We start from the raw sequence: 14,210 nt of genomic DNA, 5'->3' as shown, positions 1-14,210 counted from the left end.
GGTTTATTAAAAACCAAGGACAGGAGACGGGATGCAGGATTTCAAATTCGGACCGGTGCAGATGCCCTCTGGCGTAGACCTTCTGCGCCAGGAAATCAGGGCATTCATCGCTGACGAAGTAGCGGCTGGTACCTTCACACCCAAGCGCAATTCATGGTCATCGTTCGACGCCGATTTCAGTCGCAAATGCGGTGAGCGCGGGTTCATCGGCATGACCTGGCCGAAGCAATACGGCGGAGGCGAAAAAACTGCGCTCGAACGCTATGTGATGACGGAAGAAATGCTGGCGGGTGGGGCGCCGGTGGGGGCGCATTGGGTGGCGGACCGTCAGAGTGGCCACCAGATTCTGCGCTATGGCAGCGAGCGTGCCAAGCAGACCATCCTGCCCAAGATCACTACGGGCTTATGCTTCTTCGGCATCGGAATGAGCGAACCGGACTCCGGATCTGATCTGGCGGCGGTACGCACTCGTGCTGTCAAGGCTGATGGCGGATGGCGCATTCACGGCACCAAGGTCTGGACCAGCAGCGCACACCGCGCTAACTACCTGATTGCCCTGGTGCGTACGTCAGCCAAGGAAGAGAACCGGCATGCGGGCCTGACTCAGTTCATCATCGACATGGCCGAACCTGGGGTCACGGTGCGGCCGATCTATAACCTCTACGGTGGCCACGACTTCAATGAAGTAGTGTTTGACGATTACTTTGTACCGGATGACATGGTAGTAGGCGAAGTCGACGGCGGTTGGAAAATGGTGACCGGGGAACTGGCCTTTGAGCGTTCTGGCCCGGACCGCTTCCTGAGCACCTACCAGCTGCTGGCCGAATCGATCAGAGTGCTAGGTAGCGAGCCGGATGACCGCGCCGCCAACGAGATTGGCCGTTTTGTCGCGCATCTCGCTATCTTGCGAAGAATGTCGACCTCGGTGGCCGGCATGCTGCATCGCGGACAGCAGCCGTTGGTCGAGGCGGCGCTGGTCAAGGATATCGGCACGACATTCGAGCGCGAGATCCCGGAAGTATTCCGGCACCTGATTCCGACCGAACCAACCATGGGCAGTGGCGACAGCTATGCAGAATTGCTGGGCATGACGATATTGCGCGCACCCGGCTTCACGATCCGGGGCGGCACGAGGGAAATTTTGCGAGGCATGATTGCGAAGGGGCTGGGACTGCGATGAACGAGATGACCGATGACCTGTTGCACACAGTCGACCGACTGTTTGATAGCGCATGCACAAGAGAGGCCCGTGAAAGCTCGGAAGCCGGCATCTGGCCAGCGGCCATGTGGCAGGGGTTGGAAGATACCGGCCTGACCAAAGCCGCTCTGCCTGAATCAGCAGGCGGGCCCGGGGTGACATTCGAGGATGCGATGGCCGCACTCAAGCGCAGTGCTTACCATGCAGCACCCGTGCCCCTGGCAGAAACCATGCTGGCGGGTCGCTTACTATGTGCCGCAGGGATCGATGTGCCGGAAGGCGCGCTGACCGTGGCATCCGAAACCGGCAACGCCACGCTGGCGCTAGATAAAGTTGGCCTTCTGTCTGGTACGACGCAGCGAGTACCTTGGGGCGAGCACTGCCGCGCCGTCGTTGTCGTGGCCAATTGCGCCGGAGTGGAGACAGTCTGTCTGGTGTCAACCGAAGGGGCCAGCCGTAAAACCGAAAAAAACCTCGGTGGCGACCCGCGCGTCCAACTGGTATTTGAAGGCGTGCCAGTGCTGGCCGCCGCCCCTCTACCCGATGCCCACAATAGACTCTTGGTTGAAGGCGCGTTGTACCGCGGCATACAGATGGCAGGTGCGCTTGAACGTATTCTGGGCTATTCACTGCAGTATGCAGGCGAGCGGGTGCAATTCGGCCGCCCGATCGGCAAGTTTCAAGCGGTGCAGCACATGCTGGCGCTTCTGGCCGGCCACGCTGCCGCATCAAGCGCCGCGGCGGATGCGGCTGTGGAGGCTAGCGTCGACCAGCCCAACGAATTCGCCTCTGCGGTAGCCAAAGCGCGCATTGGTGAAGCCGCCGGCAAGGGCGCAGAAATCGCGCACCAGATTCATGCGGCAATGGGCTACACCCGCGAACACAATCTGCATTTCTCCACCCGACGGCTGTGGGCCTGGCGCGACGAATTCGGTAACGAAACCTTCTGGCAAATGCGCCTCGGCCGGATGGTAGCCAAGCAGGGGGCGGATGCTTTATGGCCAATGCTGACGACACTTTAAGCCAGGCAGTGCTATATCTCGAGGTGCCAACATAAACTATAAATAAATGATGGAGACGAAATGAAACTAGCAAAAATTGCATTGCTTGGACTAATGGTACTGGCTCCCCTAACCTATGCACAGACCAAGAATTTCCCCACCAAGACGGTAACTATTATTGTCCCTTTCACGGCAGGCAGCGGCTCCGATACTTCTGCGCGGTTCTTCGGCGAGCAGCTCGCAAAAATCCTTAATCAAAGCTTCATTGTGGAAAACCGGCCCGGCGCCAGCGGCATCGTCGCGGTCACAGCGGTTAAAAACGCGCCTGCAGACGGCCACACCGTCCTTTTGGCCAGCAATTCGCCGATCGCAGTCAACCCCGTCACCATCAAGGATCTGCCGTACGATCCATTAAAGGACCTGAAGCCGATTTCGGGTGTCAGTCGAGGCATGAATGCGCTGGTCGTGGCACCAGGTTCGCCGATCAAGACCATCGCTGACCTGGTGGTCCAGGGAAAGGAAAAGAAGCTGTCGGTCGGGACCTATGCGGACGGATACCGGCTGGCTTTGGAATGGTTGTCAAGCCAGACCGGCGTTAAATTCATGAATGTGCCGTACAAGGGTGGTGCCCCGGTATTTACCGACGTAATGGGCGGCCACCTGGATGTGGGCATGGTCGACCTGGGTGGGGCCGCGACTACACTCAAGTCCGGCAAGTTACGCGCCCTCGCCGTATCGGGCGAGGCACGGCATCCCGACTTTCCCGACGTACCGACCGTCAAGGAAAGCGGCTATCCAGAATATGTGAATTACTCATGGACCTCCTTCTACGTGCGTTCGGAAACGCCCGACGATGTGACCAAGACTTTGGCCGACGCAATGCAGAAAGCGCTGCACTCGGACGCAGCCAAGAACTTTGTCAAGAAGACCGGCGGCGAATTGATGCCCTACACGGCAGAAGGGATGCGCGAATACCAGAACGTGGAAATCGCACGCTTCCGCGGCATCGCGGACTCCGCCGGCATCAAGGCGCAGTAATCATGTTTACCAACAACCTCCTCGCCGGCAAGCGCATATTGATCACCGGCGGCGGCACCGGCCTGGGTAAGAGTATAGGGCGACGTTATGCTGAGCTAGGTGCCAGCCTGGTCATATGTGGACGCCGGGGAGCGATGCTTGCACAGGCTGCCCAAGAGTTACGTGATGAACTAGGCACGCACGTCGAAACGCATGTCTGCGACGTTCGCGACGCCACAGCGGTGGAAGCAATGATGAGTACCATCTGGCTTGGTGGGCCACTGGACGTGCTAGTCAACAATGCCGCCGGCAACTTCCTGGCGCGCACCGAGAGGCTGTCGCCGCGCGCAGTGGATGCGGTGATCGATATCGTGCTCAAGGGTGGCGCCTACTGCACGATCGCAGCAGGCAGGCGGTGGATAGACGAAGGCCGTTCTGGGACGGTGCTGTACATACTGACGCAGTCAGCGCTGGTAGGGGCGCCGTTCACAACGCCATCTGCGATGGCTAAGGCCGGGCTGGTGGCCATGATCAAGAGTCTCGCTGTTGAATGGGGACCGAAAGGCATACGCCTGGTCGGCGTGGTGCCCGGCCCATTCCCGACAGAGGCGGCCTGGTCACAGTTGATGCCGCCGGAGCGGCACGGCACGCCGCCAGAGGCCGGCGTGGCGCTGCGCCGCCTCGGGAGGCACCATGAACTAGCTGACCTCTGCACCTTTCTGGTATCGGACAATGCAGGCTTCATTACCGGTGAAACGGTGCTCATCGACGGCGGCAAGATGCTGCAAGGCGCAGCCGGCACATCGGCGGCCACCATGCAGGGCTGGCCTGATTCAATCTGGGAATCTATTCGACAACGAGGTAAGGAATGACTAGCAAGGCAGAAATTGACCGTACGACCGCGGATGCGGAAGAGGTCAACAACGGGCCACTAACCGGCGTGCGCATACTGGATCTGACGTCAGTGGTGCTGGGACCGATCGCAACCCAGATATTGGGGGATTATGGCGCGGAAATCATCAAGATCGAGAACTTGGATGGCGACCTGATGCGTTCTAATGGGGTATCGCTGCATCCCGGCATGAGCTCGATCTTCCTGGCGGTGAACCGCAACAAGCGCTCACTTGCGATCAATCTGAAAACTGCTGAGGGCGTGGAAGTTGTAAAGCGGCTGATTCCAACGGTCGATATCTTCATACACAACATGCGGGTTGGTGCTATCGAGCGACTGGGACTGGGATATGAGGCAGTTTCTAAAATTAGCCCCGACTTGGTGTACTGTGCAGCACCGGGGTTTGGGCAGTCCGGGCCAGATCGGGACAAACCAGCTTTTGACGACATCATTCAGGCAGCCTGCGGCATCGCCAGCCTCAACAGCGTAGGTCGGGAACGACCGGATTATGCGCCTACATTGGTGGCCGACAAGACTGCCGGCATGGCTGTGGTGAATGCAGTGCTGGCTGCCCTCTTCCACAAAACGCGCACCGGCCGCGGCCAGTATGTTGAGGTGCCGATGTTTGAAACTATGGTGGCTTTCACACTGGCTGAGCATTTGGGCGGACTGACGTTCGATCCGGCGCCAGCCAGGGCCGGCTACGCGCGACTGCTGTCAGGCGGACGACGACCGGCGCCAACCGCCGATGGCTATATTGCGATACTTCCCTATACGGGCGACCATTGGGCAGCGTTTTTCAAGATCAGCGGGCGTCCTGATCTTGCGGAGAAGTTCAGTGTAGATGACCGGCAGGCGCGCAATAAGCTGATTACGGAGATGTACAGTGCGCTGACCGAGATCACGCGCAAGCGTACCACTGCCGAATGGGTGGAGATCTGCGCTGAGCTTGATATACCAGTGACGCCACTATATGGCATCGACGACCTCATCGATCATCCACATTTGAAGGCGGTCGAACTGTTCAGTAGTGCCGACCATCCGACTGAAGGCCCGATACGCTTTGTACAACCACCAACCCGCTTTTCCGCTACGCCGGCACGCGTGCGGTTCCATGCGCCGGTGTTAGGGCAGCACAGCGAGGAAGTGTTGAGGGAAGCCGGCTACAGCGAGCAAGAAATCGTCATGCTCCGCGAACGCCGGATTGTGGGCGGCGCAGTCCCTAGGCTCGAATGATGAGTGGTTGCTGAACCTATGGCTTTGTCATCAAATGCGGGCGCCCAGGCATTGCCTCCGCTATGGATAATAAGCCTGCTGCCAGGGCTCGGGTTATTCGCTTCAGCAGTACATTTTCCTTCTATCCCTGCCATGGCCGCCGATTTTGACGTAGGGTCCGGCGAAATTCAAGACACCATTACGGTGTATCTGGCCTCAATGGCACTGTTTTCACTGGTTGTTGGCCCAATGAGCGATCGACTCGGGCGGCGCCATGTAGGGCTCGCCATGCTGTTTGTCTTCCTGGTCGGCAGTATTGTCGCACTGATGGCGCACAGCGTGCCCATACTATTGGCAGGGCGAGTGCTGCAGGGCATTGGGGCTAGCGGCGGTCTGGTGCTTTCGAGATCGATGGTAAAGGATGCGCTAGTTGGGCCGGCTGCAGCGAAGGCGGCTGCGCAAGTTTCGATGGTAGTGGCAATGGCCCCGATGCTTGCGCCGATGTTCGGCGGCTATGTGCAACAGCATCTCGGGTGGCAAGCGAACTTCGTAGTTGTCGTTGGGATGGCGCTGGCGCTGTTCATCTTGGCTGCTCAAAGGCTAGTAGAAACGCTACCCGCTAACAAGCGCAATGCCAACGATTTTCTATCGATGGCGACCAGCTATGTCGGACTGCTGAGAATGCGCAAGTTCCAAGTGCATACCATCCCGGTAATGTGCGGAGCAATCGGGCTGTTCACTTTTCAGACTGGGGCGCCAGTGCTGTTGATAGGGAGCATGCAAGTGGCGCCAGAAGATTATGGATTGTTTGCAGCCATGCCGGCAGCAGGTTTCATGGTAGGTACCTTTTTAACTACGCGCATGGCATCGCGAGTAAGCGAGAAATCCCTCATTGAGGGTGGATGCCTGCTCTTCATTGCCGCCGGCACGCTCATTACCTTGCTGGCGTTGGGCTTTCCGCCTACGCCGTGGTCGGTTGCATTTCCGATGCTGCTGTTTGGAATCGGTAATGGCCTATTGATGCCGACCGCTACACTAGGCAGTATGAGCGCTGCGCCCTTGCTAGTGGGATCGGCTGCTGCGCTCGTGAGTTGCCTGCGCATAGGCGCTGGCTCGATGGGCAGTCTCGTCATTACCATGCTGCCATCCAACACTGCGCTCTCGCTTGGATGTGTAACGTGCTTTGCAGGATGCTCGGCATTCCTTTCCTGGGCTTGGCTAGGAAAGGGAAATTGACCAGGGTTATCAGTTGTGCTCTCCGGTGACCACTGAAGCATAATTTGTTCTGACTTGCGTTATTAATGGACTATAAACTCGGGAACTGCGGAGCAAGCAAAGCAATGGGATGGACTCCTCCTCCCCCTGAAGGCACGCAAGTGCCAAACTGGAGTTTCCACACTACCGGTTTGAAAAGAAGGAGTCCGTCATGAAGCTTATCCGCGTTGGAGTCGACTTGGCAAAAAATGTCTTTCAGATCCACGGTGTTGATCGTTATGAGAAGGCGATATGGCGATGCAAGCTCGGCCGGGGCGACTGGATCAAAGCGCTGACGGACCGAATCGAGCCTGGCTGCGAGATTGGCATGGAAGCGTGCAGTGGTGCGCATCACTGGGCTCGGTTGCTGCAGGCGCGAGGATATACCGTCAAGCCTGTTGCCCCTCAGTTCGTCAAACCCTATGTCAAGAGCAACAAGAACGACGCCAACGATGCCGAGGCGATCTGCGAAGCGATAAGCCGGCCGAACATGCGCTTTGTAGCGGTAAAAGCCGTCGAACAGCAAGATGTTCAGGCTGTGCATCGGGTCCGAGCCAGCCTGATTGATCAGCGCAAAGCCAAAGGCAACCAAATTCGAGGATTAACGTCGGAATACGGTCTCGTGGCACCGAAAGAATTGCTGCACTTAAGAGCGGCAATCCCACGATGGCTCGAGGATCAAGAGAACGGTTTGAGTGAGCGATTCCGTCGGCTTTTACGCGGACTATGGCAAGACCTGCTGGCATTAGATGAGCGTGTCCAGCAACTCGATCAGGAAATCGAGCAGATCGCTCGACAGGATCCGGTGGCTGTACGGTTGCTGCAACTGCGCGGAATTGGTGCGGTGACTACGACAGCATTATTAGCCACCGTCGGTGACGCCAGCCAGTTCGCCAGCGGAAGACAGATGGCTGCTTCGTTCGGGCTCGCGCCCAAACAAAATAGCTCGGGAGGAAAGGAGCGTTTGCTCGGCATTAGCAAGCGTGGTGACGCGTATCTGCGGAGTTTGCTCGTGCACGGGGCCAGAGCAGTCATTCGCACTGCTCAAGCTAAGACTGATCGATTGAGCACCTGGGTGATGCGAATCGCAACAACGCGTCACCCGAACATCGCCGCGGTGGCATTGGCCAACAAGACAGCACGCATCGCCTGGGCAATGATGACTAAAGACACTGATTACCAACCGGAATTGGCATAAGCTCAGCAGCAGAAGTACCATTACAGGAGTATCCGAACCACGATTGCATGACAAGCCGCATGATGGCCAACAGGTCGAACCGGCGCTGACAGAACCCGTAAAGGTCTGAGGCTACCAAGCCCGTCAAAGCGATAGGGAGTCAGCGCGCGAATAGCCCATCAGGATCTAGCATCTGAAACAGATGCAGCAGTGCGAGACCGGATATACGTGAGCAGTCGTACCCCATGGCCTGAATTCGGATTGTTTGCAAACGAGGAGGAGTCCATATACGGACCTAAACCTTACCAAGCCAGATAGTCAACGCTTAGTCTGCTCCACTCCCCGATCAACGCTGTCTAGCGTCTGATTTGTCTAATCGGCTTTGTTTCTTGCTTCGACAATGGCATGAGAGGCTTGCAACTTTGCGTATAGCTCTTGTGCTTCTGTGTCCGGTAGTACCGCCTCAAGCGTGACAGACTGGACATAACTATGTGCGGCCCAGGCTAAATCGGTGATTTCGCATTCTTTTCCGTCGGAAATATCGATAATCATTTCTAACAGAAGAAGGGAAATGTTCAAGCGACTGCATTCGTCTTTGGTCATAGTGCCCCCGATTCAAATGAGAAAATTTAACCATAAGTTAGTTAATTTATACCTTTTGGTAGATTTGTTGAAGTGATGAAATACAAAAACGCTCGCTAAATCATCAAATCGTCCTATCCTGCGAAAGGGGGTCGACGACAGTTTCTACCTTGCGATCATGTGGATTTCATCATGTACACAGACTTTGCTCAGTGGGCGCGAGTACGAGAGTTAATATTGTTGAAGGGCAAAACAAGAACCGCCGTTAGCGCTTCAGAACACATCGGTATCAGCACGATTCGGAAAATGCTTGCCTATGAAAAGCCGCCGGGCTTCAGATACAAAGAAGGTTTGCAAAATGGGCGTCCAAAAGTTCACAACGATATTGTAGAGAGGCAAATAGCAGACAATCACCGCCTACCGGAAGCTTCACGTCTTTCGACGACTGAGCTCTATCATCAGATGCAACGCGACGGTTACAAAGGCTCGTTAGGTTCAGTGTTCCACTACCGTAAAATTTATGAAGATGCGGATGAAGGGCACTTATGGCAGACAGTCCAGCACATCGTTCGCAGGTTGCCGGATGAGGAAGGTGCCAAATTTATTTCGTCACTTTTCCCGCGGGATACATTAACTGGAAGCAGCCAAGCAGCTGTTGAACGGCGCCGAAAAATCCACAACAAATCGACTGCTTTGGCGAAGCCTCTCATAAACCGCGAATATTGGTTGCGTGCAGAATGGGATCGATGGCTAGCCGACCTCGAAAAAACGGAAAGATACGATTCCAAAGTTTTTTCAGAAGCAGATACACAATATTTGCTTGATAAATTGTTTCCTGAAAGGAAGACCAATAAGAAGACTAATAGGAAGAAAGTATTGTTTCTGCTCGCCCAAGATCAAAACTGGCCTATTAATTGTCTCATCAAGTTCTTAGGTATTAGTCTTCGCACTGCGTGCAGTTACCTCAAGGCTAATAAGCTTGGCGGTGTAAAAGGCGTCTTTTTGTCTCAGCCTCGGCTTAAGAAAGAAAATGACTCCACGCTCAAGAAGACGATCTTTTCCCTGCTGCACGAACCACCGTCGCTTTCAGGGATCAACCGTACTTCCTGGCGCATGAACGACTTGGAAAAAGTCTTAAAAGCCAAAGGACTCTCTACTTCTTATGGCATATTGCGTAAAATAATAAAAGACTCAGGATTCAGGTGGAAATGCGCGCGCAAAGTGCTTACCAGCCACGATCCCAATTACAAGCTAAAGGTGGCGCATATCCAAGACATCCTTGGCCACTTGAAAGACAATGAACGCTTTTTCTCCATTGATGAGTACGGCCCGTTTTCCGTAAAAATGCAAATGGGACGCTCGTTGTCGCCGATTAAAGGGCAGCGTATTGTGCCTCAGTTTCAAAGGTCCAAAGGCAGGCTGATTTGTACAGCGGCGCTTGAGCTTTCTCGAAACCAGATTACGCATTTCTTCTCGCCTGTTAAGGATAGCGCGGAGATGATCAAGCTGGCAAATGCATTGATTGAGAAGTACCCAACAACAGATAAGCTATATTTATCCTGGGATGCGGCGAGTTGGCATAAATCGAACAGCTTGCTGAACTTTGTGGAAGAACACAACGCGGCCGCTCTATCCACGCATCTGCCTCTTATCGAAATTGTTCCGCTACCGGCTGCCGCACAATTTCTGAACATTATCGAATCAGTCTTTAGTGGCATGTCAAAGGCGATCATCCATAACAGCGACTACGCGACGAAGGAAGATGCTATGCATGCGATTGACCTTTACTTCGCAGAGAGGAACCAGCATTATCTTGCACATCCCAAAGCAGCCGGCAAGAAGCTCTGGGGATTGGAGCGCACCTCGACCCAATTTTCTCCAGAAAACAATTGCAAAGATCCGAGCTTTCGTTAGTTAGTTCACAATGGAAACGTGCTGAAGGTCTAGTCTTTCAAAACATTGTTTCCAGTTAATTCCTTTTAACCACCTTTTCCAGAATCCTCTATTTGTGGTCTTTTTAATATTTGAATAACAAATCTAATAGTTGTAACTTAAACGACTGGTTTTGGCCGCTTCCGGGCGGACTGGGTGGCCGTACCCGGCCCAAACCAGTCAGTTGGGATCCTCGAAAGCGGACATAGCCGTTTTGAATTTCAACGTTTGACATGAGCGGCGGCCCTTGGTCTGTCGTGCGACGTCTTCTCGATGGAAAGGTTAGGCCTTGCCTACGCAAGCATGATTACGCTTTTGCGAACCGAAATACATAGTTATCGCCGTTGAGTTCGGTAACTTCCCCAATAAGTTCAAGCTTAGCATCAAAGTCCTTCTTTACCTCGCTTGCGTCGCTACCGGACTGAACATGCTCTGTTTCCGGTGTGCTTACAACAACCAGCCTTACCTTCCTGCGCTTTGAAAAGGCTTCAGCGATGTTTCTTCGGAACTCAGCATTCCCCGGCCCTTTCCAACGGTCTAGAGAGTCTGCGTACTCCACAGTGCCTGGTGGACCTTTTCTATAGTGATGAGCCCACAGGCTCACGACTAGTGAGCCGTCTGGAGCCCAAGCCGATACGGACCATTGAACGTTGTTCAGCGTAGCACCGTACTTCGCAAATGCGTCTTTGATTCCAAGCCGTGGCATAGCGTTTTTCTCGTCGATGAATAAATGATACGGGTCCGGATATCCGGACACGGTCGTCCGATAGACGCCGTACGAGGCTGATATCAGTCAACCACCGCCCATCGTGCCATGAGGAAATTGTCAAAGCAACATTTAATTCACTGGATAGCTGAATGACCGCTCTTGGCCGAACCCGGTCGATCGGACAGCTGAAAACGCCGATCAAATCCAGTACTCGCTGCATAATCAAGGCTGAACTATGCATCTGCACGCGGCGTGCCATCGTCATGCCGCGTGCGCAGGTGGCCTCGGGCCTCGGGCTTCGGGCTTCGATGCTATTCCAGCTTGATACCGGCCTGCTTGACGACTTTTGCCCACCGGTCCAGATCATCCCTGATCAATATTGCCAGCGCTACCGGTGTACTGCTCTCCAAAACCGCGCCCTGGGCAGCCAGGCGCTGGCGCAGTTCCGCCGATTCCAGCGCCCTAGCTACATGGGTATTGAGGACCTGCACAATTTCCTTCGGGGTACCAGCAGGTGCCAACAAGGCAAACCAGTTGGCCGCGTCGAACCCCGGTACGCCGGCTTCGGTGATGGTTGGAATGTCTGGTGCAAATGTCAGCCGTTTCGGGCTGACCACGCCCAATGCCTTCAGTTGTCCTTTCCTCACCAAAGGAAGCGAAGAAGTCACGCTGTCAAACAGCATCGACACATTTCCTGCCAGCAGATCGGTCATGGCATTGCTACTGCCCTTGTAAGGCACATGGGTCAACTCGACGCCAGCAGCCAGCTTGAACAGTTCGAGTTCCATATGCGACAACGTGCCGTTGCCCTGCGACGCCACATTCATTTCACCAGGCTTGGATTTTGCCAGGGCAATTAGTTCCTTGACGGAATTGGCCGGGACGGTTGGATTGGCGACCAACATGTGCGGTACATGGCCAACCAGCGACACCGGGGCGAAGCTTTTCGCAGGATCGAAGGGAAGCTTCTTGTAAAGGTTCGCGGAGATGCAAATTGAGCCGGATGCAAGCAGCAAGGTATAGCCATCAGCTGGCGCGCTGGCAACCTGCTCTGCACCGATCGTACTGCCGGCGCCGGGGCGGTTCTCAATGACGACCGCCTGTCCCAGCGACTCGGAGAGTTTTTGGCCCAGGGCGCGGCCAAGAACATCCGTGGCGCCTGCAGGGGGGAAAGGGATGACGAGTTTAACCGGCTTGCTGGGATATTGCTGCGCAAAAACAGTCATGCTTGCTGCGCAGAGTGATATGGTAATGGCTAATCTGGTGAATCGCTTCATCAAGGTCTCCTACCGGGTCCACCGGTTCATTTTTCAAATAATTCTCATAGGTTAACCTAGCCGTGGATAGAGCAGGCGAAAAACGCATCTACACTCGCAGTCATTCCGACAAGTAGAGCATGACGGCGCGACTTGTCCCCTGCGCCCGACGCATTGCGCGTCTTACCTGCGAAACCTCGCTTATCGAAAGATGAGAGGTGAGCTTCCGCAGGGACTTTTAATGCCTAGCCAGCAAGGGCTGCCCTTGCGGCAGAAAGCAGCCCAGAGTTAATTCGGCTTCTTTCATCCCGTCCAACAACATCTATTTTTTGGTTGTTCGCCGATTTGAGGGAGACAAAAACCGTTACGGGAGGGACAGTTGTGTATGGGATGGGAACGCGGAAAATCGACCCAAAGCTGCCGTTGGCAGACAGACTAAATCACTCCCCACCACATCTGACGAGTTCCGAAGGCTGGCATGAGATCGTCCGCCACCGCCGAAACGGTGTCGAACGAGGCGTTTGCCTCAGCAGGCTTTTTGTCCTGCATTGCAGCATAGCCGGCGGTACTGCGAACCGATCGTTTGAAAGACTCGAACTCTCGAAAATCCCAACATGCGAACGACCAAGTCCCAGCAGGCAGCACATGCGTAATGACGTCCATGTCCCACCTATAGCAGAGACGCAGTCGTAGTCTATGAGCTAGGCAAGGTAAACCACTGTCGCTGGATGAAAGCCTGAGAAGTCCGACCAAGCCGATTTCAAGGCGAGTTCCGCGTCCGTGGTCGGTTACGTCCTCATAGCACGCGATTCCGTCGCCATGCTCAGCAAGGACGTCAGAGAATCGGCTGGTGCGCCAAAACTCTTCCATAGCGTCGAGCGCGATTGGCACAGTTAGGGCTGAAAGCTTGAGAGACCTAGAGCGGAGAAAAGCTCGGAACTTTTTTTCAACCTGGGAGGAATCTTTTAGACGCATTGGCTATTAGCAAAAAAGAGGCTACTCCGGCAGTCCACGACAGTCCGGTTTTGGCCGGGCAGCGCCCATTGTGGTGAAAAGACACCTGCCGGCCTATCGCTAGATTTCTGTCTGCTCGGCTATTTCGAGCGCATCATCAACCTCGATTCCAAGATAACCCACAGTGCTTTCAAGCTTGGTATGCCCGAGCAGCAACTGAACGGCTCTCAGGTTCTTCGTGCGCCGGTAGATCAGCGTTGCTTTCGTTCGCCACATGGTGTGGGTGCCATACGAAGCATCATCCAACCCGATGGAGCCCACCCAGGCGGCCACGATGCGTGCGTACTGTCGGGTGGACAAATGAGGCGACTTCGCGACCCTGCTGGGAAACAGACACTGATCTGCTGCGAGATGAGCCTTTTCGATCCAGCTAGCGACTGACTGTCGCGTTTGTTCAGTAATCTCGAACTGCACTGGACGATGTGTCTTGCGTTGCATGACCACTGCGCGCGGGAAGATGCTTTTACCCTGCGTGATGTCACAGACTCGCAGACTGACCAAATCGCAGCCGCGCAGCTTGCTATCGATGGCAAGATTAAACAGCGCTAGATCTCGCACCTTGCCTGCCAGCTGCAGCCGAATGCGGATCGCCCAGATCTCTTTCAGCTTCAGGGGCGCCTTCTGCCCAACCAAACGGCCTTTGTTCCATGGCACAGGGACGATGGGATTACCAGAATAGGATTCCATGAGATTCTCCTTTGAAAAAAGGAGTCCCATTTTCTTCTTGCGAGGGACGCTTGCCGCCCCAAATCGGACATCGACAATGGGCGTCGCCGTCATGTCCTTAACGAATGAGTCTTTTGCTGCAACGCTCAAGCTGCCATCAACCAATCCGAACAACAGTTGTCCGTAGTTCAACTCAGCTATCAGAGAGCGATGTGCAGCGACACCGGCCATTGCACCATCGGCCACAGCAAACGCGACGTTGCCGGCAGGCCGCGCCATGTCGCCGCAACTGAACAC

The 14,210-nt window shown here is 54.9% G+C and carries 13 protein-coding genes; 8 read left to right on the top strand and 5 right to left on the bottom strand.

Annotated elements, in window-relative coordinates:
* Window positions 1-31 precede the first annotated feature (31 nt).
* The 7 genes from ABC383_RS25670 (at window position 32) to ABC383_RS25640 (ending at window position 7,775) form a co-directional block, all read left to right on the top strand.
* Window positions 32-1,180, top strand: coding sequence for an acyl-CoA dehydrogenase family protein (locus ABC383_RS25670; protein WP_413017431.1), 1,149 nt, complete (start codon window positions 32-34; stop codon window positions 1,178-1,180).
* Complete coding sequence (locus ABC383_RS25665) at window positions 1,177-2,220, top strand: acyl-CoA dehydrogenase family protein (protein WP_413017429.1); 1,044 nt, start codon at window positions 1,177-1,179, stop codon at window positions 2,218-2,220. Before ABC383_RS25670 ends, ABC383_RS25665 begins: the two co-directional genes overlap by 4 nt.
* A gap of 60 nt (window positions 2,221-2,280) precedes the next feature.
* Window positions 2,281-3,237: a Bug family tripartite tricarboxylate transporter substrate binding protein gene (locus ABC383_RS25660; RefSeq protein WP_413017427.1), complete on the top strand. Its 957-nt coding sequence runs from the start codon at window positions 2,281-2,283 to the stop codon at window positions 3,235-3,237.
* A 2-nt stretch (window positions 3,238-3,239) separates the two neighbouring features.
* Complete coding sequence (locus ABC383_RS25655) at window positions 3,240-4,088, top strand: SDR family oxidoreductase (protein WP_413017425.1); 849 nt, start codon at window positions 3,240-3,242, stop codon at window positions 4,086-4,088.
* The gene (locus ABC383_RS25650) at window positions 4,085-5,344 is read left to right on the top strand and encodes a CaiB/BaiF CoA transferase family protein (RefSeq protein ID WP_413017423.1); all 1,260 of its coding nucleotides are present in this window, start codon (window positions 4,085-4,087) and stop codon (window positions 5,342-5,344) included. Before ABC383_RS25655 ends, ABC383_RS25650 begins: the two co-directional genes overlap by 4 nt.
* Before the next feature lie 18 nt (window positions 5,345-5,362).
* On the top strand, window positions 5,363-6,559 hold the full coding sequence (locus tag ABC383_RS25645) for a multidrug effflux MFS transporter (RefSeq protein WP_413017421.1): 1,197 nt from the start codon (window positions 5,363-5,365) through the stop codon (window positions 6,557-6,559).
* A gap of 190 nt (window positions 6,560-6,749) precedes the next feature.
* Window positions 6,750-7,775, top strand: a complete 1,026-nt coding sequence (locus ABC383_RS25640; RefSeq protein WP_413017420.1) for an IS110 family RNA-guided transposase — start codon at window positions 6,750-6,752, stop codon at window positions 7,773-7,775.
* Between the two features lie 351 nt (window positions 7,776-8,126).
* Here ABC383_RS25640 and ABC383_RS25635 read toward each other — a convergent pair whose 3' ends face one another.
* Window positions 8,127-8,357, bottom strand: a complete 231-nt coding sequence (locus ABC383_RS25635; RefSeq protein ID WP_413017418.1) for a hypothetical protein — start codon at window positions 8,355-8,357, stop codon at window positions 8,127-8,129.
* 171 nt (window positions 8,358-8,528) lie between these two features.
* Between ABC383_RS25635 and ABC383_RS25630 the strand changes: the two genes are divergently transcribed.
* Window positions 8,529-10,250, top strand: a complete 1,722-nt coding sequence (locus tag ABC383_RS25630) for an IS630 family transposase (protein WP_413017416.1) — start codon at window positions 8,529-8,531, stop codon at window positions 10,248-10,250.
* 325 nt (window positions 10,251-10,575) lie between these two features.
* Here ABC383_RS25630 and ABC383_RS25625 read toward each other — a convergent pair whose 3' ends face one another.
* The 4 genes from ABC383_RS25625 to ABC383_RS25610 form a co-directional block, all read right to left on the bottom strand.
* Window positions 10,576-11,025 carry a hypothetical protein gene (locus ABC383_RS25625; RefSeq protein WP_413017414.1) on the bottom strand — a complete coding sequence of 150 codons (450 nt, stop codon included), beginning with the start codon at window positions 11,023-11,025 and terminating at the stop codon, window positions 10,576-10,578.
* A gap of 263 nt (window positions 11,026-11,288) precedes the next feature.
* Window positions 11,289-12,254 carry a Bug family tripartite tricarboxylate transporter substrate binding protein gene (locus ABC383_RS25620; RefSeq protein ID WP_413017412.1) on the bottom strand — a complete coding sequence of 322 codons (966 nt, stop codon included), beginning with the start codon at window positions 12,252-12,254 and terminating at the stop codon, window positions 11,289-11,291.
* Between the two features lie 414 nt (window positions 12,255-12,668).
* Window positions 12,669-12,896, bottom strand: a complete 228-nt coding sequence (locus ABC383_RS25615; protein ID WP_413017410.1) for a hypothetical protein — start codon at window positions 12,894-12,896, stop codon at window positions 12,669-12,671.
* Window positions 12,897-13,307: 411 nt separating this feature from the next.
* Window positions 13,308-13,934, bottom strand: a complete 627-nt coding sequence (locus tag ABC383_RS25610; RefSeq protein ID WP_413018509.1) for a tyrosine-type recombinase/integrase — start codon at window positions 13,932-13,934, stop codon at window positions 13,308-13,310.
* Window positions 13,935-14,210: the final 276 nt, after the last annotated feature.

The sequence above is a fragment of the Noviherbaspirillum phoenicis genome (assembly GCF_047237965.1).
GTDB lineage: Bacteria > Pseudomonadota > Gammaproteobacteria > Burkholderiales > Burkholderiaceae_D > Noviherbaspirillum_A.
The sequence above is the reverse complement of the archived record's forward strand: the minus strand, read 5'-3'. Positions and strand labels throughout refer to the sequence as shown.

Bases quoted from the DNA above. Each gene is read 5' to 3' on its own strand.
- ABC383_RS25670 (WP_413017431.1), top strand. From the start codon at position 32: ATGCAGGATTTCAAATTCGGACCGGTGCAGATGCCCTCTGGCGTAGAC.
- ABC383_RS25665 (WP_413017429.1), top strand. From the start codon at position 1,177: ATGAACGAGATGACCGATGACCTGTTGCACACAGTCGACCGACTGTTT.
- ABC383_RS25660 (WP_413017427.1), top strand. From the start codon at position 2,281: ATGAAACTAGCAAAAATTGCATTGCTTGGACTAATGGTACTGGCTCCC.
- ABC383_RS25655 (WP_413017425.1), top strand. From the start codon at position 3,240: ATGTTTACCAACAACCTCCTCGCCGGCAAGCGCATATTGATCACCGGC.
- ABC383_RS25650 (WP_413017423.1), top strand. From the start codon at position 4,085: ATGACTAGCAAGGCAGAAATTGACCGTACGACCGCGGATGCGGAAGAG.
- ABC383_RS25645 (WP_413017421.1), top strand. From the start codon at position 5,363: ATGGCTTTGTCATCAAATGCGGGCGCCCAGGCATTGCCTCCGCTATGG.
- ABC383_RS25640 (WP_413017420.1), top strand. From the start codon at position 6,750: ATGAAGCTTATCCGCGTTGGAGTCGACTTGGCAAAAAATGTCTTTCAG.
- ABC383_RS25635 (WP_413017418.1), bottom strand. From the start codon at position 8,357: ATGACCAAAGACGAATGCAGTCGCTTGAACATTTCCCTTCTTCTGTTA.
- ABC383_RS25630 (WP_413017416.1), top strand. From the start codon at position 8,529: ATGTACACAGACTTTGCTCAGTGGGCGCGAGTACGAGAGTTAATATTG.
- ABC383_RS25620 (WP_413017412.1), bottom strand. From the start codon at position 12,254: ATGAAGCGATTCACCAGATTAGCCATTACCATATCACTCTGCGCAGCA.
- ABC383_RS25615 (WP_413017410.1), bottom strand. From the start codon at position 12,896: ATGGACGTCATTACGCATGTGCTGCCTGCTGGGACTTGGTCGTTCGCA.
- ABC383_RS25610 (WP_413018509.1), bottom strand. From the start codon at position 13,934: ATGGAATCCTATTCTGGTAATCCCATCGTCCCTGTGCCATGGAACAAA.